We start from the raw sequence: 23,016 nt of genomic DNA, 5'->3' as shown, positions 1-23,016 counted from the left end.
GACAGACGTCGTCGCTACGCCGCGGGCGTGAGGTCCCGCACCCGCTCCAGCGAGCGGCGGATGCGGTCCTCCATCAGGTTCGGCATGTGCGCCGCGCGCGCCAGCGCTTCTCCGAGCGCGAGCATCGCCTCCGCGAAGTCGCCCCGGCGCCAGGCCGCGAGGCCCATCATCTCCAGGACCTCCAGCGGCTCCTGCTCCACGGAGGCCTGGGCGGAGCGCTCGCGCAGCGCGTGCCACTCCTCCACGGTCGCGTCCTTCGAGGCCAGCTCCACCATGGAGAAGAGCACCTCCTCCGACGGGCTCAGGTTCACGCCGTGCCGGTTGGTCGCCATCGCCTGCCGCACCTGCTCCAGCAGGTCGCGCGCCCGGTCGTGCCTGTCCGTCCACGCCATGGCCCGCGCCTGGAGCAGCAGCGCCCAGGGACGGTGCGCCACCTCCGGATGCCGGCGCTCCAGCACGATGGCCCGCGCGATGTGCGGCGCCGCCGCCTCCACGTCGCCCGCCTGGTAGTACAGCTCGCCCAGGTTGTACTCGGCGAAGTACTCCCAGCCCACCACACCCAGCTCGCGCCCCAGTTGCATGAAGCGCTCCTGGTCCTTCAGCGCGTTCGTCAGGTCGCGCCGCGCCACCCGCAGGTTGCGGCGGTTGTTGATGGCCGAGCCCAGGTGGAAGCGGTCGCCGCGCTCCGTGCACGCGCAGATGAGCTCGTCCAGCACCCGCTCCGCGGCGTCGATGTCGCCCAGGCTCGGCAGGATGGCCACCAGCAGGAGCAGGGAGACGACCAGCGTTTCATAGCCCGCGTCGCCCAGCTTCCGCGCCCGCTCCGCCGCGGCCTCCAGGGTCATGAGCGAGTCCATCCATTCGCCCTTGCGGAACTGCGTGCGGCCCAGCGCCAGCAGGAGCCGCGCCTGCACGTAGGGCGACGTCACCGTCTCCGTCAGCTGCTGCGCCTCCTGGACCCGCGCCTCGCTGCGCGCGTAGTCGTTCACCCAGTCGAGCGCCACCGCCTCGTCGAGCAGCAGCTCCACGACCGCGCGTGAATCCCCCACGCTCCGCGCCCGCTCTCGCGCGATGGCGAAGTCCGTGAGCGAGTCCTCGTACCGGCCGATGCGGTAGCGCATCAGGCCCCGGCCCCGCAGCGCCGTGAGCCTGCGCAGCTCGTCCTCGGGCTCGATGAGCTCCAGGGCGCGCGTGTACATGGCCTCCGCGTCCAGGTACGCGTGACGGCCGCGCGCGGACTCCGCCAGGTCGATGGTCAGCGCCGCCGCCTCGTCGCGCAGGCCCGCCGCCGCGGCGTGCAGCGCGAGCCGGGCCAGCCGCTGGCGCTCCTGCGCGCCCGCCGGGCTCAGGTAGTGGCGGTACGCGGCGTGGTGGATGCGCGCCTTCTCCTCCGCGGGCAGGCCCGCGACCACGGCCTCGCGCATCAGCTCGTTGCGGAAGCTCAGCCCCTCCGAGCGGTGCTCCACCAGCAGCCCCAGGTCCAGGAGCCGCCGCGTCGCATGCCCCATGTCCAGCGGGAACTGGGACGCGGCCCCGTCGCGCTCCAGCTCGCGCACCACGCCGTCCGCCGCCGTGCCGGTGAAGGTCGCGCCCAGGAGCGCGCACAGCCGGGCATGCGCGGCGAGCGCCGGAGGCAGCGCGCCCAGCTCGCGGTCCGCCAGCCACTCCACGAGCCGCAGCTCCGGCAGGCGGTCCAACTCGTCCGTGACGAGGTACCAGTTGCCGCCCGGCGAGCGCTGCCGCACCAGCCCCTGGCGCTTGAGGCCGCGCACCAGCTCCACCAGGAACAGGGGCACGCGCTGCGCACGCTCGATGATGCGCTCCACCGCCTGCGCGGGCACGTTCTCCACTGGCTTGAGCAGCGTGCGGCACAGGGCATGCGCGTCGCCCGGGGACAGGCCGGACAGGGGCAGGTCCAACTGGCGGGCGGCGCGGGCACTCCACGCCGGACGGCTCTGTTCGAAGCCCGGGCGGACCAGCACGCAGATCCACAGCGGCACGCGCGTCTCCGCGAGCGCCGCGTACTCCAGCGCGTCCAGCGCGGTCTCCTCCGCGAAGTGCGCGTCGTCCACGATGAGGCACAGGGGCCGTTCGCGGGCGTGCGCCGCCAGCAGCTCACCCGTGGCGCGCATGGCCAGCGAGCGCAGCGCGCCCGGGGCCGCGGCCCAGCTGTGCAACTCCGGCCCGCCCGGCGCGTACCACCCGAGCGTCGCGGCCACGCCCGGCCACAGCTCCATGCCCAGCCGGGTGCCCAGCCGGTCGAGGATGGCGGTGCGGCCGTCCTCCTGCGTGTCGGTGTCGTCGCGGTCGAAGCCGTGCAGCGCCACGCGCAGGAGTGTGCGCAGCGTGCCTTCTGGGTCGCCCTGCACGGGCTCGCGCGCGAGCATGGAGTAGACGCGCGCGTGCGGCAGCGCGGCCCTCAGGCGCAGGCCCAGCGTGGAGGACAGGTGGCTCTTGCCGTGGCCCCGGTCGCCGCGCACGGTGACGATGGTGGGCGCCGTGTCCGCCACCGCGGACCGGGCGCTCTCCAGGAGCTGCTCCAGCTCCACGTCGCGGCCCACCAGCATCGCGCTGCCCAGTTGCAGCACGGTGACGTCCGGCCGGGGCGCGCCGCCCGACGGCGCGGGGCGCATCAGCCCGGACCGTCCCGCCACCGGCAGGCACGGCACCTCCGGCACGGCCTCCGCGGCGGCGGTGGAGAGCATGGGCCCGCGCAGCTCCGCGAGCTGGGGGTAGCGGTCCTCGCGCGCGAAGATGGCGCCCAGGTAGCGGGGGGCGCCGTCGCGGCGGCGCTGCACGGTGACGTTGGCCACGTCCACGATGGACACCGGGGCGAGTCCCCGCTCGGCCAGTCCTTCGGCGGCCCGCAGCGCGCGGCGCACGGGGTTCTCTCCCACGTCGGGGTCGAAGACGCCCGCGAAGCGCTCACCGTCCGCGAAGGCCATGTGGCCTCCGTAGGCGGCCAGGGCCTTCTGCATCGCCACGGGGTTGGCGCGCGAGAAGGTGAACAGCACCGACACCGAGCGGCGCGTCTGGGCGGGGCGGACCTCGGGCAGCAGGGTGAGCCGGGGCGCGGGCTGCACGGCGGACTGTCCCGCGTGGTCCAGCGCCGCGCGCAGGGCCTGGGCCACGGCGGCGGCGTCGCGGGGACGGCGCGCGGGCTCCTTGGCCAGGCAGCGCAGCACGACCTCCTCCACGGGCGGCGCCACCGGGGCGTACTCCGACGGAGGCGGGGGCCGCAGCGACAGGTGCGCCTGGAGCACCTCCGTGAGCGAGCCGAAGAAGGGGGGCCGGCCGGTGATGAGCTCGTAGAGGATGACGCCCAGCGCGTACACGTCCGCGCGCGCGTCCAGGACCGCGTGGCCGGCGCACTGCTCGGGCGCCATGTATTCGGCGGTGCCGGCGAAGGAGGACGTGTCGCCGGGCGTGCCGTCGTCCACGAGCGCGCCGGGGGCCGGACGCTGCACCAGTCCGAAGTCGAAGACGCGGGCGCGCTTGTGGGCGTCGTCCAGGAAGACGTGCTCGGGCTTGAGGTCGCAGTGCACCAGTCCTTGCGCGTGCACGACGGCCACCGCCTCCAGGAGCGCGTTGGCGCGAGGCCCGAACTCCTGCGGCGACATGGGCCCGGACACCCGGGCCAGCCAGTCCGCCAGCGTGGGCAGCGGCACGTACTCCATGGCGACGAAGCGCTGGCCGCCGGGCAGCGTGCCCACGGCATGGAGCGCGGGCACGGTGGGCGGCCCGATGACGCGCAGGGCCTCCGCCTCGCGGGCCAGCTGCGCCTCCGCGAGCGCGATGCCGGGCCGCGCCAGCTTCAGCGCGATGCGTTCACCCTCGGCGCCGTCGGCGGAGCGCTTGTGCGCGGCCAGCAGCACGCCGAAGCCACCGCGCGCGATGACCTTCTCGCAGCGGTAGCCCGGGACGTCGGGCACGACGAGCGAGGCATCGGATGGCGGAGCGATGGGAGGCGAGACGCCGGGCGGGCACGGCGAATGAGAGCCCTCCCAACGCCGCCCGCATGTGAGGCAGCGCGGCACGACCGCCACTCTATGCCAGCGTCAGCGTGATTTCCGAACCGCCGTGGCCGGTCATTCGACGGACGCGTGAAGCATTCGTCAGAAGGCCTCCCAAGCCCGGAGGGCTTCCAGGCGTCACGCCCTGTGAACCGCGCGACACCTGACATCCCGGGCAGCCAACGGCTCAGCGGGTCGACCGGGCACCGGCTGCGTCAATTCACACCGCATCGCGGCAAGGATGTCAGGAGTCCCTGTTAGCCCTGTTCAACAGGAGGAACAGGCATGAAAGGGATTCAGTCGCCAAGGCGCGAGTGGCTGTGCCTGGTGCTCATCGCGGGGCTGGTGGGCTGCGCGGGAGGACGTGCCCGTTCGTTGCCGGTGGGGCTGCACGGCTACGCGCGCTACCACAGCGCCTCGCCGGCGCCGTTGCATGGGGACCCGGCGTCCGCGGGCGCGGGCGGCACGGTGGGGGACGAGGCTCCGGTGCGCCTGCCTCCGGGAACGGTGCTCATCGGGAGCGCGGAGGAGCGGACGCGGCAGGCGGTGGAGCTGGGCCTGCTGGAGGTGGACGCGTTCGAGAAGCTCCTGCTGCGCGCCGGGCTGGAGGAGCCGCCGCTCCGCCGAAATCCCTTCACGCCCGAGGACGCGGCGGAGGTGCTGAACCGGCTGATGGAGCAGCCGGCGACGACAGGCACGTATCCGCCCCGCATGGCGGCGGGCTTCGTGCTGCGCGAGGTGCTGGAAGGCGGCGCGGTGTCGCGCGAGGAGCTGGCGCGCCGGGTGGAGCGGTTCGTCCGGGAGCAGGTGGCGGTGCTGCGGCCGGACGGGTACCTGGCCTGGGCGCTCGATGGGCGCACGCAGCAGAAGGTGGGGACCGTGCAGTGGAGGGACGGGACCTTCCGCGCGGGCAACTTCGAGCTGGGGCGCTTCTACAGCGGCAAGGGCGGTGTCTTCCGCGGAGTCGATGCGCAGCTGCGTGCGGCGGATTGGCGCCCGCTCGCGGAGGTGTACGACGACGCGGATGTCCTCAGCCGCTCCCTGGATGGCGCGGAGGACGCGTTCGTGGAGCTGTACCACGGCATGGGGCAGCTGCTGTCCCATCCCACGGACAGCTTCGCGAGCCTGCGACATCTTCCGCAGGGCGTGGCGGCGCTCATCGCGTCATCGCCCGCGTACTGGGAGCGCTTCCGGTACATGACGGAGGGGGAGCAGATCCGCGAAACAGCACGGCTGACCACGAACGTCATCGCGCTGTGGGGCACGGCCTCTGCGACGACGCGCACGGTGACGCGAGCAGCGGCGGGCATGGAGGCCACGGTGCCCGTGCTCGCCGTGTCCGCGGAGGGACTGCTCAGTGTCGAGCGCATCGCGGTGCCAGTGGGACGCGCGGCGGCGGTGCTGAGCGGAGGACCCGGAGCGGCCATCGTCCTTCAGAAGGCCAACGCGACACCGGCTCCGGCCGAGCCAGGACAGTGGGGGCCCGCTGAGGAGTCGATGTCCGCGCGGGCCCGGCGCTACCAGGAGCAGATCTCCGGACACACAGCGGACGAGGCCTACTGGGTCGGGGGCGTAGGTCGGAACAGCGGCGGCGTGAAGTTCGACGGCTTCCGGGACGGAGTGCTACGGGAGGCCAAGGGCCCTGGCTACGCGAACAAGTTCCAGGAAAGCCTGGAGCCAAAGGTCTGGTTCGAGGAAACGGGGGCCAGGCAGCTCCGGGAACAAGCAGAGCGGCAGTGGAGAAAGACGCGGAACCTGGGAGTTCGCATTGAGTGGCATGTCGCGGAGAAGAAAGCGGCGGATGCCATCCGGAGCCTTCTCAAGGGTAATGGTATTGAAGGAATCGAAGTCGTTCACACTCCGGCACGCTGATCAGAGAACCCCTTGACCACCGAGTCCAAGCCCCAGGCCTACCCGGATAGCTTCTCTGTCGGTGCCTACTGGGGGGCACGTCGGGAGTCGCCAGAAGCGTGCGCGCGTCGTGCGGCGGTCTTCCTGGAGCTCCTGGCCGCATGCGATCCGCTCCTGGCCCACTGGTACAAGTCCATCCGTTCCCGTAAGGGCACGCAGAAGCTGTCATTGATGCCGCCCGACGTGTCAGTGCTCACGGACTTGTTCCGGCGGGGCGTCAACCGTGAGGGCCGAGGACCCATCATCGAGGAACTGGGCCTCCGCGTCGGCTTCCTCAACGGAGGTGCCGCCTCCGATGACGCACGCCTCAGCATCAAATGCGGAGCCTTCGACGACCCCAGTCCCAACAACTGCCTCTTGTCCCTCCCATTCTACGGACCGACCGCGGAGCGGGTGTTGACCCCTTCCGTGCTGGAGGCCGTGATGCGCGGCATGGTGGCTGCCTGGGAGCCGGAGTGGATCGCTGCCATGTCCAGAGAACATCGGGATCTGGATGATCCAGACAACAGGACCAACGCCTGGGTCGGCTGGCTGACCTACTTCTCCAAGCAGCGAGGCACCGTGCCCCCACTACCCGCGCCCGTGCGCATCGAACCCGTGGAGGACAAGGGCACGCTCATCGTCCTGACCCCGGAGCGCTTCACCGTGGCCAACCCGGAGCACGTGGCGCTGGGCCGGCGCGTGCGCGAGCTGCTCACCCGGGCCGGGCTCATCCACACCCGCTGAAAGAAGAACGGCGCGCTCCAACCCGGCCGGTGGAGCGCGCCAAAGACAATCCCGGTCCTACCGCTGCGGAACCTCAATCGCTCGCAAGAGCGACCCGTCCTGTCCAAGCATCCGCGCACGCAACAGCAGCGCGGCTCCCGGCTCCGCGGACGTCAGCGCCTGCGCCGCCTCCGCGACGCCGGACACCTTCTGGTCACCCACCTGCGTCAGCACCATCCCGGGCGCCAGTCCCGCGCGCTCCGCGGGGCTGCCGGGCTCCACCGACACCACCTGCGCGCCGCCGCTGCCGTCCTGCGCCTCCGACAGCCGCAGGCCCATCCGCTTCGACAGGGGCGCGGGCGTCGAATCCCGAGGCGTCATCTCCTCCTCACCCCGCTGCGTCGGCCGGGTGCCCAGCTTCACCGGCACCTCCATCTCCTTGCCGCCGCGCACCAGGCTCACCTTCACCTCGCTGCCCGGCTTGAGCAGCGCCACCGCGCGCGTCAGCGACCCGGCGGAGTCCACCGCGCGCTCGCCCACGGACGTGATGATGTCCTCCTCTTGCAGGCCCGCCTTCGCGCCGGGGCCGCCCGCGCTGACGCCGGCCACCACCGCGCCCTTCGCCGTCTCCACGCGCAGCGCGCGCGCCAGCTCCGGCGTGAGGTCCTGCACCGCCAGGCCCACCCAGCCCCGGCGCACCACGCCCGTCTCCTGGAGCTGCGGCAACAGCGCCTGGATGAGGTTCGCCGGCACCGCGAAGCCAATGCCCGTCGCGCCGCCGATGATGGCCGTGTTCATGCCCACCACCTCGCCCTTCATGTTGAAGAGCGGGCCGCCGGAGTTGCCCGGGTTGATGGCCGCGTCCGTCTGCAGGAAGTCGTCATACGGACCCGCGTGGATGTCGCGCGCCCGGGCGGACAGGATGCCCGCGCTCACGCTCGACGCGAGCCCGAACGGATTGCCAATGGCCATCACCGGGTCGCCCACGCGCAGGCCATCCGAATCCCCCAGCTTCACGAACGGCAGGTTCCCGGACACGCCCTTCAACTGGATGAGCGCCACGTCCGTGAGCGCGTCGCGGCCCAGCACCTCCGCCTCGAACGAGCGCCCGTCCTCCAGCTTCACCCGGACGGTGTCCGCGCCCTCCACCACGTGGTTGTTCGTGAGCACCAGTCCGGACGGGTCGATGACGAAGCCCGACCCCACCCCCTGCTTCGCGGGCGCGCCGCCCCCTCCAAAGGGGTTCTGTCCGCCCTGCATGCCGAAGCGCTCGGCGAGGCCGGGGGGCAGGCCCTGCATCATCCCGCCCATCGCGGGGCGGGCGCGGGCCTGCACCTCCACGTTCACCACCGCGCCCTTCACCGTGTCCACGAGCGGCGCCAGCGACATGAGCGCGCCGGGCGACCCCGGCGTGGGCGAATAGACCGCCGGCTCCACCTTCGCGCCCGAGGGCGTCGTGGCTGTCTTCAATGACAGCGTGGGACGTGCAGGGGGAGCCACGTCCGCGGCCGGCTTGCAGGCCCCCAGGGCGACCAGGGGCATCAGCGTGAGCGCGCGGGCAAGGTGGCGGCGGGACGGAAGCGTGCGGACCATCGTGCGTTCTCCTTGGGTGTGGCGGCCGGAAGAGGGCCTTCCGGGCGGAGATGGGAAAGAAAGAGTCGAACCGGATGCGGTGGGCACCCTGGGAAGGAGGCAGCGGTCCCGTTCCACCAGCGACACCGGGAGCCACCAGTGGCCCAGCTGCCTGAAGGGAGCTCTTGGAGGAAGCCCCGCATCCGGTCCGACGCCGGGACTTCATTGCAGTCCGTGGGCCAACCCCTCCAGCCCCCCCTTCAGAGGAGAGCCAGGCCCCGGGAGGCCCCAGGACGCGGGGCAAAGTGCCCCAGCTGGGGCATTTCGCCCGGGGGCGGCGTGCACCATGCCCCACCTCCGCGGCTCCCGCCGGACATGGCACGGCGGATGCTCATGGAGCGAAAGGTCCCCCCGCGAGCGTCGCCGCCGCGGCACTTTCCACCCCTCCAGGAGTTCACGCCCATGGTGCACGAGCAGTCAGAAGGAGTCGCGCGCGACGCGGCCTGGGAAGACCCGCACTCCGAGCCCGCGAGGCCTCCGCGCATCCTGGTCGCGGATGATCAGACGGAGATGCGCACCCTCATCCGCAAGATGCTGGTGCGGCGCGGTTATGACGTGGTGGAGGCGTCGGACGGGCCGGACCTGGTGCGCGTCCTCATTGAAGGGCTGAAGGCGGAGGAGTCGCGCGCGCCCGACCTCATCATCACGGACGTGCGCATGCCGGGCTTCACGGGCCTGGAGGTGCTCGCCCGGCTGCGGCGCGAGCAGTGGAACACGCCGGTCATCCTCATCACCGCCTTCGGCGACGTGCAACTGCACCGCGAGGCCCTGCGCCTGGGGGCTGCCTGTGTGCTCAACAAGCCGTTCGACATGGACGAGCTGCGCGGCGCGGTGGAGGTGGCCCTCGCGGTGACACGCGAGTGACGCAGCCCCGGGTGATGGCGCGCTAAGGTGGCGCGGTAATGCCTGTCGCAAGGAAGCCCATGCGCCGCCTCCCCTGGTCCCTGTCGTTGTCGCTCCTGTGCCTGGCATGCGCGCCCACGCAGCGCCAGACGCCAGACGCGGGCACTCCGGAGGTCAAGCTCCAGAGGCTGGTGGCGAACATCGTCCACACCTACCCGCACGACCCCACGGCCTTCACGCAGGGGCTCCAGTTCCACCAGGGCCAGCTCTACGAGAGCACCGGGGAGAAGGGCGACCTGCGCCGCATCTCGCTGGAGCAGGCGGAGCCCCTGTGGAAGCAGCCCCTGCCAGACGTGTTCCCGGAGGGGCTCGCGAGCGACGGACAGCGGCTGTACCAGCTCACCTGGCAGGACGAGACGCTCTTCGTGTGGAACGGCGCGCCGCCCGCGCAGGAGAAGCAGGTGGAGTACGAAGGCGAGGGCTGGGGCCTGTGCTACTGGCAGGGCCAGTTGGTGCGCAGCGACGGCACGTCCACGCTGCGCTTCCACGACCCGAAGGACTTCCGCGTGAAGTCCCAGGTGCAGGTGACGTTGCAGGGCACGCCGCAGGAGATGCTCAACGAGCTGGAGTGCGCGGAGGACGGCGTCTACGCCAACGTCTGGCATTCCAACAACATCCTGAAGATTGATTACGCCACGGGCCGCGTGCTGGCGGTCATCGACGCGTCGGCGCTGGCGCGGGCGGTGAGCGGCCGGGTGCGCAGCTACGAGGCGGTGCTCAACGGCATCGCGCTGGAGCCCGGCACCGGCCGCCTGTTCCTCACCGGCAAGCTGTGGCCCGACCTCTTCGAGGTGACGCTGGTGGGGCCCGCCGCCACGCCGTAGCGCATTCCAGACCTTCTGCTTCAGGCGGAGGGCGACTCACCCTGTCTGGAAAAGCGCCGCCGCACGGTCCGGACCACCTCCGCGTCCCAGCGCGGTGACAGCAGCTCCAGCGCGGTCCGCCGGAAGGGGAGGGCGCACGCCAGGCACGCCAGCGTCGCGGCCAACCCGATGAGCGTGTTCTGCCAGGAGGCCAGGTTCCACTGCCCGGACCACGACCACGGCTGCATGCTCTGGGGCCACAGGTAGTGGATGGGCCAGCCCGGCCCGCTGCCTGCGAGGTCGCACAGCAGATGACCGTGGAACGCAGCCACCGACAGCAGGGCCACCGCTGCTCTTTGCCGCGCCAGCGCCGTACACACCGCCATGGTGACGAGCGCTCCCACGTAGCCATGGAAAATCACGTGGTGATAACGCGAATAAAACTCTTCACCCGCCAGCAATGACAAACCATCCAAGTCCGGCGCGAGTCCCGCGCAGGTGACCAGGACGCGGTCACGCCGTTCGCGCAGGCCTTGCGAGAGGAGCCAGGACAATTCGGCGTGGACGATGGGATTCATGGGTGTGCACTAGCGTACGGCATGCCGGGCCCACGCTGAAGGTTCCCGGGGCAGTGCGTTGAGAAGGTGGGGGGCAATGACTCATCATGAATTCCATCTCCGCGCACCCGCGGCTGGACATCGCCACGCTTTTTGAAGCGCACGCACGAAACACACCCGAGGCCGTGGCGCTGCACTTCGAAGGGGGTGTGCTCCGCTATGACACGCTCAACCGGCGCGCGAACCGGCTGGCGCGCCGGCTCCAGGCGCTCGGTGTGGGGCCCGACCAGCCCGTGGGCATCCTCGCCGACCGCACACCGGAAACGGTGGTGGGATTGCTGGGCATCCTGAAGGCAGGAGGCGCCTATCTCCCGCTGGACTCGGGTCATCCTCCGGAGCGGCTCGCCGCGATGGTGGCGGACTCCGGAATGCGGGTCCTCGTCGGGCGGCGTGAGGCACTGCACGGGCTGCGCTTCCAGGGGCACGTCGTCGAGCCTCCCGCTCCGGATGAACCTCTGGAGGAACAGGATGCCGTGAACGTGAAGGGCGGCGCGGGACCGGACTCGCTGGCCTATGTGCTCTACACGTCTGGATCCACGGGGAGGCCCAAGGGTGTGTGCATCCCGCACCGGGGCGTGGCGCGGCTGGTGCTGGACGCGGGCTTCATGGGCTTCCGGCGCGAGGACCGCGTCCTTCAGGCCGCGTCGTATGCCTTCGATGCCTCGACGCTGGAGGTCTGGGGCGCGCTGCTGAACGGCGCGACGCTGTGTCTGGTTTCACGGGAGACCCTGCTGTCGCCTCCGCTCTTCGCAGAAAAGCTCCAGCGGGATGCCATCTCCGCCGCAGTGCTGAGCACGTCGCTGTTCCATCAACTGGCCGCCGCCATCCCGGATGCGTTTGGCGGGCTCCGCGTCCTGATGGTGGGCGGTGACGTGCTGGATCCCAAGTGGGTGGCGCGAGTCATGGCGAAGGGAAAGCCCCAGCGGCTGCTCAACAGCTATGGGCCCACGGAGTGCACCACCTCCGCGACGGCGTATGAGCTCCACGCGCCTCCGGAGCCGGGCGTGTCCATCCCCATCGGCAGGCCGCTCGTACGGCTCCAGCTGCATGTCCTGGATGACGCGGGGAAGCCGCTGTCCGTGGGCGAAGCGGGAGAGCTGTACCTGGGCGGAGAGGGGCTCGCGCGGGGCTACCTGAACCGGCCCGTCCTCACCGGCGAGCGGTTCCTCCCGGATCCATTCAGCGACGTGCCCGGGGCGCGGATGTATCGGACGGGAGACCGGGCGCGGTGGCTCCAGGACGGCAACCTGGAGTTCCTGGGGCGGGTGGACCACCAGGTGAAGATTCGCGGCGCGCGGGTCGAGCTGGCGGAGATCGAGAGCGTCCTGCGCACCCACCCGCGAGTCGGTGACGCCGTGGTCCGCGTGCACGAGGTGTCCCCGGGCGACAAGCGGCTCGTCGCGTATGTCTCACCGCGCGGGGTGGAGGACGCGGAGCTGCGCGCGTATCTGGGGTCGAAGCTGCCGGACTTCATGCTCCCCCATGCGGTCATGGCGCTGGAGCACATGCCGCTCAACTCCAGCGGCAAGGTGGACCCCTCGCGGCTTCCAGCGCCGCGCTTTGGTTCGGGGGAGGGTGAGACACCACGCACGCTGCTGGAACAGGAGATCGCGCGTGTCTGGTCGGAGGTCCTGGGGACGCAGCAGGCCGGAACGCAGGACCGCTTCATGGAGTCAGGCGGGGACTCGCTGCTCGCGATCCGTTTCATTGAACGGCTGGAGCAGGCGGTGTCGGTCCGCCTGCCCGTGCGGACGCTCTTCGACAGCCCGAACATCGCAGAGCTGGCGCGGTGGGTGGAAACAGCGCGGGGAACGGGTCGAAGCATCGACGTGCCCCCCATCGTCCCGGTGGACCGGACTCAGCCCCTGCCCCTGTCGGACTCCCAGCGGCAACTGTGGCTCCTTGAGCAGTTGGCGCCCCGGAGCGCCGTCTACAACGAGCCCTTCACGCTGTACCTGCCCGGTGATCTCCAGCCCGACGCGCTGGAGCGCGCGTTCCATTCACTCATCGCCCGGCATGAAGTGCTGCGGACGACCTTCGGATCCACGCCGGACGGTCCGTTCCAGCTCGTGTATCCGGACATGCCGTTCCACCTGCGACGCGTGGACCTGCACGCTGTGCCCGGAAGCCTGCGGAGCGCGAAGGCGTTGCAGGTGGCCACCCAGGATGCGCGTGAGCCCTTCGACCTGGAGCACGGGCCGCTGCTGCGTGCGACGTGGATGCGATTGAGCAAGGCGGAGAGTCGCCTCGCCCTGGTGATGCACCACCTCATCGTGGATGGCTTCACGATGGCGACGTTCCTCCAGGAGTTGCACGGGTTCTACCTGGCGGAGGCACCTTCGCTGCCTCCACTGCCGCTCCAGTACGGCGACGCCGCTGTCTGGCAGCAGGGGGCCCGCTACCAATCGGCCATCGCACCGCACCTGGACTGGTGGAAGCAGACGCTCGCGGGGGCTCCGCACCTGGAGTTGCCCACGCAGCATCCCCGCCCCCAGGTCCCGAGCTTCCGCGGGGCCAAGCACGTCGTGCGAATCCCCGGGGACCTCCTGGAGTTCGTGAAGGCGCTGGGGCGCGGCGAGGACACCTCGCTCTTCATGACGATGCTGTCCGTGTTTGGCGCGTTGCTGCACCGCTACTCGGGGGCGGAGGACCTCGTCGTCGGAGGTGCCTTCTCCGGGCGGACCCGCGAGGAGTCGCAGGCCATCTCCGGACATTTCGTGAACCTGCTGCCGCTGCGGCTGCGCTTCTCCGAAGGGCTGACCGTCCGGGGACTGCTGGCGCAGGTGCGCCGCGTCTGCCTGGAGGCGCTCGAACATCAGGACGCGCCGCTCCTTCGCATCGTGGAGGCGGTGAACCCGGCGCGCATCCCTGGCGCCAACCCGTTGTTCCAGGTGTGCTGCACGCTGGAGCCACGCATCGCGGTGCCGGCGTCGGACTGGCGGGTGGAGCCCCACGACGTCGACACGGGGACGTCGAAGCTCGACCTCTCCATCGAGCTGGACGAGCGGCCCGACGGCATGTCCGTGCGGTGGGAGTACGCGCTGGACGTCTTCGAGCCCTGGATGATCCACCAGCTGGGCCAGCACTTCGTGACGCTGCTGCGTGAGGCCGCGCACGACCCGGAGCAACGGGTCGCGACGTTGCCGCTGCTCTCGGAGGCGGAGCAGTCACAGGTGCTCGCCTGGGCCCACGGACCCGTGCGGGACGTGGCTCACGCGGACTGCCTGCACCACCCGTTCGAAGCACAGGTGGAACGCACGCCGGACGCGCCGGCCCTCGTCTTACAGGGACGGTCCCTGAGCTACCGGGCGCTGGACGCGGAGGCGAACCGGCTGGCCCATCGCCTCCTGGCCCAGGGAATCGGGCCTGGAGACTTCGTGGGCGTCTGTATTCAACGCTCCTTCGAGTTGATCATCGCCCTGCTGGCGACGCTGAAGTCGGGCGCGGCCTATGTGCCGCTGGACCCCGCCTATCCCAGGGCACGGTTGGAGTTCACGGCGCGGGACTCGGGGCTGAGGCTCATCCTCGCGCAGGAGACGACGCTCGCGCTCATGGAGGGTGCTGGCGTCCCGGTGGTCGTGCTGGAGCAGGTGCGCGGCGGTCCGGAAGACGCGCCACGGGTCCACGTCACCGGGGATGACCTCGCGTATGTCATCTACACCTCCGGCTCGACGGGTCAGCCCAAGGGCGTGTGCATCAGCCACCGGAGCGCGGTGCACCTGACGGAGACCGTGGCTTCGGACTTCGGCTTCGCACCGGGCCAGCGCGTGGCGCAGTGCGCGCGGTACGGCTTCGACTTCTCCGTCGCGGAGATCTTCCCCACGCTCTCCACCGGCGCGACGCTGTACCTCATGGCCCAGGAGGACCTGGCCGCCGGTGAGGAACTGGCGGACTTCCTGGAGACCCATCGCATCCACACCGCCATGTTCACGCCGTCGGCGCTGGGCTCCATGGCGTGGCGAGCCCTTCCAGACCTGAAGACGCTCGCGATTGGAGGCGAGGAGCTTCCCGCACGGCTCGTGGACACGTGGGCTCCGGGCCGCCGGTTCATCCAGGTCTATGGGCCCACCGAAGCCACGGTCTTCACGACGGCCGCGGAGTGCGTGGCCGGCGAAGGCCCATACCCCATCGGAACACCCCTCCCGGGCTACGAGGTCTACCTGCTGGATGAAACCCTGACGCCCGTCCCCGTGGGCGTGCGCGGCGCGCTCTACATCGGAGGCAAGGGACTGGCGCACGGCTACCTGCACCTCCCTGAGCTCGACGCGGAGCGATTCATCCCTCATCCCTTCAGCGCGGATCCGGGAGCACGCCTCTACAAGAGCGGAGACATCGCCAGCCATCGCCCTGACGGCGGCATCGACTTCCATGGACGGTCCGACCGCCAGCTCAAGCTGCGCGGCTTCCGCATCGAGCTGGGCGAGATCGAGGCCGCCCTGCGCAAGCACCCCGATGTCCGGGACGCCGTGGTCGAACCCCGGCTGATCGCAGGAGAGCGGCACCTGGTGGGCTACGTCATTCCCCGGGACGCCGCTGTGACGCCTGCGCTCAAGGAGTCGCTGGGCGAAACACTCCCCCCGCACATGGTTCCCCGGGAGTGGGTGTTGCTGGATGCGTTCCCGATGGGCTCTACGGGGAAGCTCGACCGTAACGCGCTGCCTTTGCCTTCCGTCAAAGCCCAGGCTGCTCCCGCGTCCACGGAGCGTGAGAAGGCCTTGGAGCGCATCTGGTGCCGGATTCTCGGCGTGGAACGCGTCGGCAGGCACGAGGGCTTCTTCGACGCGGGCGGGAACTCGCTGCTGCTCGCGCGAGTCCAGTCCACGCTGGCCTCGGAGCTGGGCATCCGCGTGAGCATGGCCACGCTGTTCCAGTTCCCGACCCTCGAATCCCTCGCGCGGCACCTGGACGCGGACTCCGCCGTGCAACCGGTGACGCCGGAGCCCACGCGAAGTCCCGTGCGCTCCTCGGACCCCATCGCCATCATTGGCACGGCGGGGCGGTTCCCCGGGGCTCCCAGCGTCGAAGCGCTGTGGACGCTGCTGGTGGAGGGCCGTGAGGGCCTGTCCCGCTTCAGCCGTGAGACGCTGCTCGCCGCGGGCGAGGATCCCCAGCTCCTGGAGGATCCCGCCTACGTCCGTGCCTCCGGGCTGCTGGAGGACGTCGAGTCCTTCGACGCCACCTTCTTCGGCTACAGCCCCCTGGACGCGCGGCTGATGGATCCGCAGCTCCGCGTGTTCCTGGAGTGCGCCTGGGAGGCGCTCGAAGCGGCGGGCTACGACCCCAAGCGGCTGCCCGGCAAGGCGGGGCTGTTCGCGGGCTCGGGAGTGCCGCGCTACTGGTTGGATCAGGTGTTGCCGCGCTTCCGTTCGCTGTCCGTAGCCTCGGAGGCGTACCGGTCCATCCTGGGCAACCCGTGGCAGTTCCTCGCCACGGCGACGGCGTATCAACTGGGCCTGCGCGGGCCCGCGCTCACGGTGCAGACCGCCTGCTCCACGTCACTGGTGGCCGTGCACCTGGCCTGCCAGAGCCTGCGCGCGGGCGAATCCGACGTGGCCCTCGCGGGAGGCGTCTCCCTCTTCGCGTCCGGTCCATCCGGCTATCTCCATGAGGCAGGCGGCATCACCTCTCCGGATGGACACTGCCGTCCCTTCGACGCGAAGGGGCAGGGGACGGTGCCCTCCAGTGGCGTGGGCATCGTGGTGCTCAAGCGCCTGGAGGATGCGCTGCGGGATGGAGACTGCATCCATGCCGTCATCCGGGGCTCGGCCATCAACAACGACGGAAACGCCAAGGTCGGCTTCACTGCCCCGAGCGTGGAGGGCCAGCGCGACGTCATCACGCGAGCACATGCCGACGCGGGCGTATCCCCTCGCGACATCACCTATATCGAGGCCCACGGCACGGCGACGCCGCTGGGCGACCCGCTGGAGGTCCAGGCGCTGCGGCTCGCCTTCGGAGCGCGTGAGGCGTCGGAGCCCGCGGTGGTCCTGGGCGCGCTCAAGAGCAATGTGGGGCACCTGGACTCGGCGGCCGGGGTGGCGGGGTTGATCAAGACGACGCTGGCCCTGGAGCACCGCTTCCTCCCGGGCACCGTCCACTTCGAGCAGCCCCATCCAGAAGCAGACCTGGAGCATTCCCCGTTCGTCGTGAGCCGCGAGGGGCGGCCCTGGTCCCTGCCCGAGGGCTTCCCGCGTCTCGCGGGAGTCAGCGCGTTTGGCATTGGCGGAACGAACGCGCACGTCGTCCTCGAGGAAGCACGCCCCGAGCCCCCTGTCCCCGTGAGCCCGGCGGCGGAGGTGCTGGTGCTCTCCGCGCGGAGCGGGGAGGCACTGGGCGCGGCCTCACGGCGGCTCGCGGATCATCTGGAGCGGCATCCCGGGCAGTCCCTGGCGGACGTCGCGTACACGTTGCAGGAAGGGCGGACGGCGTTCGGAATCCGGCGCGCCATCGCATGCGAGACACCCGCGGAGGCCATCGCGAAGCTCCGACGGGACGGTCCCGTGCAGCCCGCTTCGTCCCCAGCTCCTGAAGTGTGTTTCCTGTTTCCCGGCACGGGCACACAGGAAGCGGGCATGGGCGCGGCGTGGTACCGGCGCGCTCCGGCGTATCGCGAAGCCTTCGATGCCTGCGCCGCGCACTTCGGCCCGGAAATGGAGCGCGAACTTCGCGCCGCGCTGCTCTCCGGCGAGCGCGGAGCACAGGCGGAGGAAGCGCTGCGAGCACCCTCGCTGGGCATGGCCGCCATCTTCACGACGGAGTACGCGCTGTCGCGGCTGCTGGGCGCCTGGGGGCTCCACCCGACGAGCCTCCTGGGCCACAGCCTGGGGGAATACGCCGCCGCGTGCCTCTCCGGCGTCCTGTCGCTGGAGCAGGCCGTGGCGCTGGTCGCGCTGCGTGGCCGTCTCTGCGACGCACTGCCGCCTTCCGGCATGCTGGCCGTGCCGCTGTCGGAGGGCGTGCTCACGCAGGAGCTGCCATCCGGCTTGTCCCTGGCCGCGGTCAACGGGCCCGGTCAGTGCGTGGTGTCCGGGGCGCTGGAGGCGTTGGAGGACTTCGCCGCGCGGCTGCGGGAGCGGGGCGTGAGGACGAAGCGGTTGCCGAACGCGAGCGGGTTCCACTCCGCGCTCGTGGAGCCCGCGATGCAACCGCTCACGGACCTGGCCAGGTCGATGCGCCCGAAGTCCCCGGCGATTCCCCTCATCTCCAACGTCACGGGCACCTGGCTGACCGCGGACGATGCGCACGACCGCACGTACTGGGCCCGTCACCTGCGGCACACGGTCCGGTTCTCCCAAGGGCTGGAGTTGCTGCTGGAGGACCGCGAGCGGTTGTTCGTGGAGGTGGGGCCGGGACAGACGCTCTCCACGTTGACGCTGCTGAATCCCCGGGTAGGGCGGGAGCGACTGGTGCTGCACACGGGACGGCGTCATCCACCGGAGGGTGATGAGCAGGCCCTGCTCCATGCCGTGGGACAGCTCTGGTCCGCGGGCCTCCCCGTGGACTGGGGCGCGGTGCGCGGAAGCGGGCCGCGCAGACGCGTCGTGCTGCCGACGTATCCCTTCGAGCGCAAGCGGTACTCGCTGGCGGAGAAGGCGCCACGACTGCCGCGGCCTGAAGTCACGAACGCGCCCCGGCCGCTCAGCCGTGAAGAGGTCCGTGCCTCCATGGAAGCACTCTGGAAGGAGCTGCTCGGCGTGGACACACTGACGCCGGACAGCCACTTCTTCGAGCTGGGCGGCACGTCGCTCCTGGTCGTGCAGCTCAACCGCGAGCTCAAGTCCAGGCTGTCGGTCAGCATGTCGCTGCACGCGGTGCTGGAACACCCGACGTTGGGCGCATGGGTGCGAGCGGTCCAGGACGAACTGGAGCGGACGGGGAGGCCACTCACCAAAGCGGCTCCGCTCCGAATGGAGCTCCAGGAGGGACGGCGAGGACGGACACCGCTCTTCCTGGTGCAGCCCATCGGGGGCACCGTCTACACGTACCTGCCACTGGCGAAGCAGCTGGGCGCGGACATCCCGGTCCACGCGTTCCGCGCGTCGGGGCTGGAGCCCGGAGAGGTGCTCTACCGCGACGTACCGGCGATGGCCCGCGCCTACGTGGATGAGCTGCTGGCCTTCCATCCCCAGGGCCCCTTCTGGCTGGGCGGCCACTCTTCGGGAGGCGTCATCGCGTACGAGATGGCGGCCGAGCTGCTGGAGCGGGGCCACTCCGTGGCGGGCGTCATCCAGATCGACACGGTGACGGTGGACGACTCGCGCAGGCTGAACGTCCGGAGCGTGGGAGACGTGCTCCAGCTCATCGACGCGTTCCAGGAGATCTCCCCGCGCGCGGCGGACGGACTGCGGGCGGCGATGGAACACGACACGCGGCTGCGCGACGTGGTGCTCGCCACCAACGAGGCCATCGCCGCATACGCGCCGGGACGTCACGCGGTGCCGCTCGTGTACCTGCGGGCCACGGAGCGGGACTCGGTGCTGGACTCGCACGCGGCGGCCTGGTGGAAGGCGCTGACGACCGCTTCGTTCCAGTCCCACGACGTGCGCGGCAACCACTTCACCGTCATGGAGGAGCCCCACGTGGCGGAGGTGGCGCGGCTCATCCGGGACCCGCTGACAGCGGGAAGGGGAGGGGAGCGCGATGACCTCGGCGCGGGATGAATGGAAGGCGGAGCTCTCACGGCGCTTCACCGCGTTCGTGGAGGCCTACGAGCGCGGCAGGCTGGAGGCCCTGTCGGAGCTGTTCTGGCACGACGACGACATCGTGGTCGTGGGCACGCACTCGAACCTCCACTTCATCGGCTGGGCGCAGGTGGAGCACTCCTTCCGCACCCAGTTCGGGAGCCTGCGCGACATCCGCGTGACGCTGCGCTCGGAGCAGCTCTTGCACGGGGGGGCCGCGCCCTCCACGATGGCCTGCCTCACGGTGCCCGCGATGGACATCAACCTGGTCGCGGGCGGCAAGCCCGTCACCTTCGAGGGCATTCGCGTGGCCTGCGCCTTCGAGCGCCGGGGCACCGAGTGGCGGATGGTCCAGATGCACTGGTCGCTCCCGCGCACGGAGGTGCTGGTGGACCACCAGTACCGTTGATCACCCCGGAGGCAGCGGCGAGCGTCGAGGCGTGCCCAGCAGCTCCAGCGTGCGCAGCGCCACATCCGCCAGCGTGGACGAACACGGCATACAGCCCCCGCCGCAGCAGGGAGCCCAGTCGCCCTCCGGGTCCCGCAGCAGCGGATACACGCAGGCCCGCAGGGACTGGGGCAGTCCCGCGTCGTCGCAAGCCTGACGCAGCGCTGACTGCACGGTGGCATCCTTCACGTCCATCGCTTCAGCTTCCTAACCGACACCCGGAAGGAAGGCAGCCCATGCGCACGGCATCGTTCATCCGCCAGGTCCTCGTGGTGCTCCTGGCGTTCCTCGCCTGCGCATGCACGAGGACTGGCCCGTCTTCCCGCACGCCCGCGGACGACCCCACGCTGCGCCTCATGGACACCTTGCGTGCGCACGCACGGGCGCACGCTCCGGTGTGTTCGCCGGATGTGGCGTTGCTTCGGCCTGGAGGCGGCATCGACCTGGAGCGCCTCCGCGCCGCGGGCCACCCCGTCATCGTCTGGACCGTGAACGACCTGCCCACGATGCAGGCCCTGCTCCGGCGCGGTGTGGACGGCATCATCAGCGACCGGCCGGACCTCCTGATGCAGGCGGTGCGCGACTTCGACGCCAACGGCGACGGCACTCCTGGGGACCTGCTGGACGCGGACGGGCTCATCGACCCGAAGCGCTTCGATGCGCAGGGCCACCGGGGCGCGCGGAACCTGCGGCCGGAGAACACGCTGCCCGCCTTCGAATCCGCGCTCGACCACCGGATGACCACGCTGGAGCTGGACACCGTCCTCACCGCCGACGGCGTCCCCGTACTCTCCCACGACCCGGACCTGTCCCCCACGAAGTGCCGCCACGCGGATGGAAGCCCTCTGCCCGCTCCCGTCCCCATCGCGACCCTCACCGTCGCGCGGCTCCAGGCCACCTTCGTCTGCGACCGGCTCCTCAAGGACCGCCCGGAGCAGACGAACGACCGCGCCCTCTCCCCGGAGGCCGTCGCGTTCGCCACTCGCGCCAGACTTCCGGACCCCTACTCCGTCCCCACCCTGAGCCAGGTGTTCGCCTTCGCGGCGGACCAGGCGGACGCCGCCCATGAAGCCCGCGATCCGCTCCGCGCCCGGAACGCCCGCCGCGCCCGCTTCAATGTGGAACTCAAACGGACATCGGAAAAGACAGACATCGCTCCAGCCCACGGCGACGCGGTCGCTCAGGTGATTCAGGAAGCAGGGCTCGCACGGAGGGTGGACGTGCAGTCCTTCGACCTGCGCGCCGTGCGCTCCATGCAGGACCGTCATCCAGAGCTGCGCGCCGCGCTCCTCCTGGAGACGCGTCCCACCGCTGCCGATGTGAAGGCCGTCGAGTAGCCAGACGGTCCATTCCCCGACCGGGAAATCATGGATTTAGTCAGGCGACGAAATCATCTTGCGCAAAATCGTTAGGGGCCTTACTAGACGCCTCGTCTTGGCTCCTCCCCGTCCGAAAAACGTCACGCCGATGAAGCTCGTGCCCCGGTACGAGCGGCTGAAGCAGATGGCCCAGCGCTTCCCCGCGCTCGACCCCAGCGCCATCGAGACGTGCCTGACGATGCTGCGGCTCTCCAATGAGCTGACCGAAGCCTACGAAGCGCACTTCGCACGGCACGGTGTGTCGCACGGACGCTTCGTCGTGCTGGTGCAGCTGTTCGCGGCGGAGGACGCGGGTGAGACCCTGCGGCCCGCGGACCTCGCGGAGCTGTCGAGCTGCAGCCGCGCGACCATCACCGGGCTCCTGGACACGCTGGAGAAGGACGGCTTCATCTCCCGCATGGATCACCCCGAGGACCGGCGCATGTACTCCGTGCACCTCACCTCGAAGGGCCGCGAGTTCATCCAGGGAATGATGCCCGACCACTATCGCCGCATCGCCGCGCTCATGGCCCCCTTGAGTCTGGATGAGCGGGACACGCTGCGCGCGCTGCTCGCCAAGGTGTCCTCCGGCATCCCCGCCCTGCGGGACCCCTGAGCCCCTTCCCACACCCCTTCTTCAACGCCGTACCGAGCAACAACCATGACGACCCGTACCGCACCTTCACTGGAAGCCGCTCCCTCCACCGATGCTCCTGCCGTCGCGAAGCCCGCGAAGCGCTCACGCGCCAAGCAGGTGCTGCCCATCCTCGTGGGCGTGGCGGTGCTGGGCGGGGGTGCGCGCTTCCTCCTCACCCACGGTCACGAGTCCACCGACGACGCCCAGGTGGAGGGCCGCATCGCCAACGTGTCGCCGCGCGTGGCCGGACAGGTGGCCCGCGTGCTGGTGCACGACAACCAGACGGTGAAGGCCGGCGACGTGGTGGTGGAGCTGGACCACGCGGACCTGGACGCGCGCCTGGAAGTGGCCCGCGCGGACGTGATGAGCGCGGAGGCCCAGCTGTCCAACGCCCAGGCCCAGCTCACCCTCACGGAGGCCAACGCGGGCGCCAACCTGCGCCAGGCCCGTGCCGGCATCACCCAGGCCTCCAGCGGCATCAGCTCCTCCAAGGCCGCGCTGGATCAGGCCCGCGCGGACGTGACCGCGTCCGAGGCGCGCTTCAAGCTGGCGGAGACGGACCTGGGCCGCATCAAGCAGCTGCGCGAGCAGGGCGCCGTCGCTCAGGCGGACCTGGACGCCCGCCAGGCCTCCTATGATCAGGCCAGGGCCGCGCTGGACCAGTCCCGCGCGCGTCTGACCTCCACCGAGGCCGGCATCCAGAGTTCCTCCGGTGGCCTGGAGGCCGCGCAGGGCAAGCTCAGCGCCGCGGAGACGGCGCCCGTGCAGATGCAGGCCGCGCAGGCCGCGCTGAAGCTCGCCGAGGCCCGCCTCAAGCAGACGCACGGCGCGCTGACGCTCGCGGAGCTCGCCGTGTCCTACGCGCAGGTGCGCGCCCCGGTGGACGGCGTGATCAGCCGCCGCACCGTGGAGGTGGGGCAGATGGTGGGCCCGGAGCGCCCGCTGATGGCCGTCGTCCCTCAGAACGACATCTGGATCGTCGCCAACTTCAAGGAGGACCAGGTCGGTGAGATGCGCGCGGGCCAGCCGGTGGAGTTGAAGGTGGACGCGTTCGGCGGCTACGCGTTCAAGGGCCACGTGGACAGCCTCGCGGGCGCCAGCGGCGCGCGCTTCGCCCTGCTGCCGCCGGACAACGCGTCCGGCAACTTCGTGAAGGTCGTGCAGCGCATCCCCGTGCTCATCCGCTTCGACGGTGACCTGAAGGACCTGCCCATCAAGCCGGGCATGAGCGCCTACGTCACCGTGGACACCGGCGCGAAGCCGGAGCCGCAGAAGTCCGCGGCGGTGGATACCCGGAAGGCGGAGTAG

The 23,016-nt window shown here is 70.7% G+C and carries 13 protein-coding genes; 9 read left to right on the top strand and 4 right to left on the bottom strand.

The genetic code is table 11. From position 1 onward, the window contains the following. Nucleotides 1-14: 14 nt before the first annotated feature. Nucleotides 15-3,932, bottom strand: coding sequence for a serine/threonine-protein kinase PknK (locus D7X30_RS07400; protein WP_199724201.1), 3,918 nt, complete (start codon nucleotides 3,930-3,932; stop codon nucleotides 15-17). 366 nt (nucleotides 3,933-4,298) lie between these two features. On the opposite strand from D7X30_RS07400, the gene D7X30_RS43560 reads away from it, so the two are divergent. Continuing rightward, a complete protein-coding gene (locus D7X30_RS43560; RefSeq protein WP_120562138.1) occupies nucleotides 4,299-5,885 on the top strand; it encodes a Tox-REase-5 domain-containing protein in 1,587 nt (528 codons plus the stop codon). A gap of 12 nt (nucleotides 5,886-5,897) precedes the next feature. Then, nucleotides 5,898-6,650, top strand: coding sequence for an immunity 52 family protein (locus tag D7X30_RS07390; RefSeq protein ID WP_199724200.1), 753 nt, complete (start codon nucleotides 5,898-5,900; stop codon nucleotides 6,648-6,650). 57 nt (nucleotides 6,651-6,707) lie between these two features. On the opposite strand, the gene D7X30_RS07385 is transcribed toward D7X30_RS07390, so the two are convergent. Beyond that, entirely contained in the window at nucleotides 6,708-8,222 is a 1,515-nt protein-coding gene (locus D7X30_RS07385; protein ID WP_120562136.1) for a Do family serine endopeptidase, read from the bottom strand. Nucleotides 8,223-8,663: 441 nt separating this feature from the next. Here D7X30_RS07385 and D7X30_RS07380 point away from each other — a divergent pair, with 441 nt between their 5' ends. Beyond that, the gene (locus D7X30_RS07380) at nucleotides 8,664-9,125 is read left to right on the top strand and encodes a response regulator (protein WP_120562135.1); all 462 of its coding nucleotides are present in this window, start codon (nucleotides 8,664-8,666) and stop codon (nucleotides 9,123-9,125) included. A 59-nt stretch (nucleotides 9,126-9,184) separates the two neighbouring features. After that, nucleotides 9,185-9,988 carry a glutaminyl-peptide cyclotransferase gene (locus D7X30_RS07375; protein WP_120562134.1) on the top strand — a complete coding sequence of 268 codons (804 nt, stop codon included), beginning with the start codon at nucleotides 9,185-9,187 and terminating at the stop codon, nucleotides 9,986-9,988. A gap of 20 nt (nucleotides 9,989-10,008) precedes the next feature. Here D7X30_RS07375 and D7X30_RS07370 read toward each other — a convergent pair whose 3' ends face one another. After that, entirely contained in the window at nucleotides 10,009-10,545 is a 537-nt protein-coding gene (locus D7X30_RS07370; protein ID WP_120562133.1) for a metal-dependent hydrolase, read from the bottom strand. Nucleotides 10,546-10,631: 86 nt separating this feature from the next. Here D7X30_RS07370 and D7X30_RS07365 point away from each other — a divergent pair, with 86 nt between their 5' ends. Both D7X30_RS07365 and D7X30_RS07360 read left to right on the top strand, forming a co-directional pair. Beyond that, nucleotides 10,632-19,244 carry a non-ribosomal peptide synthetase/type I polyketide synthase gene (locus D7X30_RS07365; RefSeq protein ID WP_120562132.1) on the top strand — a complete coding sequence of 2,871 codons (8,613 nt, stop codon included), beginning with the start codon at nucleotides 10,632-10,634 and terminating at the stop codon, nucleotides 19,242-19,244. Continuing rightward, entirely contained in the window at nucleotides 19,225-19,674 is a 450-nt protein-coding gene (locus tag D7X30_RS07360) for a nuclear transport factor 2 family protein (protein ID WP_120562131.1), read from the top strand. Before D7X30_RS07365 ends, D7X30_RS07360 begins: the two co-directional genes overlap by 20 nt. On the opposite strand, the gene D7X30_RS07355 is transcribed toward D7X30_RS07360, so the two are convergent. Then, entirely contained in the window at nucleotides 19,675-19,908 is a 234-nt protein-coding gene (locus D7X30_RS07355) for a hypothetical protein (protein ID WP_120562130.1), read from the bottom strand. Nucleotides 19,909-19,949: 41 nt separating this feature from the next. On the opposite strand from D7X30_RS07355, the gene D7X30_RS07350 reads away from it, so the two are divergent. From D7X30_RS07350 to D7X30_RS07340, 3 genes are all read left to right on the top strand, one after another. Next, on the top strand, nucleotides 19,950-21,050 hold the full coding sequence (locus D7X30_RS07350) for a glycerophosphodiester phosphodiesterase family protein (protein ID WP_120562129.1): 1,101 nt from the start codon (nucleotides 19,950-19,952) through the stop codon (nucleotides 21,048-21,050). Between the two features lie 130 nt (nucleotides 21,051-21,180). Further along, on the top strand, nucleotides 21,181-21,687 hold the full coding sequence (locus D7X30_RS07345; protein WP_120562128.1) for a MarR family winged helix-turn-helix transcriptional regulator: 507 nt from the start codon (nucleotides 21,181-21,183) through the stop codon (nucleotides 21,685-21,687). Nucleotides 21,688-21,732: 45 nt separating this feature from the next. Then, nucleotides 21,733-23,016: an HlyD family secretion protein gene (locus D7X30_RS07340; RefSeq protein WP_120562127.1), complete on the top strand. Its 1,284-nt coding sequence runs from the start codon at nucleotides 21,733-21,735 to the stop codon at nucleotides 23,014-23,016.

It is taken from the genome of Corallococcus sp. AB011P (assembly GCF_003611605.1).
GTDB classification, from domain to species: Bacteria; Myxococcota; Myxococcia; order Myxococcales; family Myxococcaceae; genus Corallococcus; species Corallococcus coralloides.
This window is presented reverse-complemented; position numbering and strand designations above follow the sequence as displayed.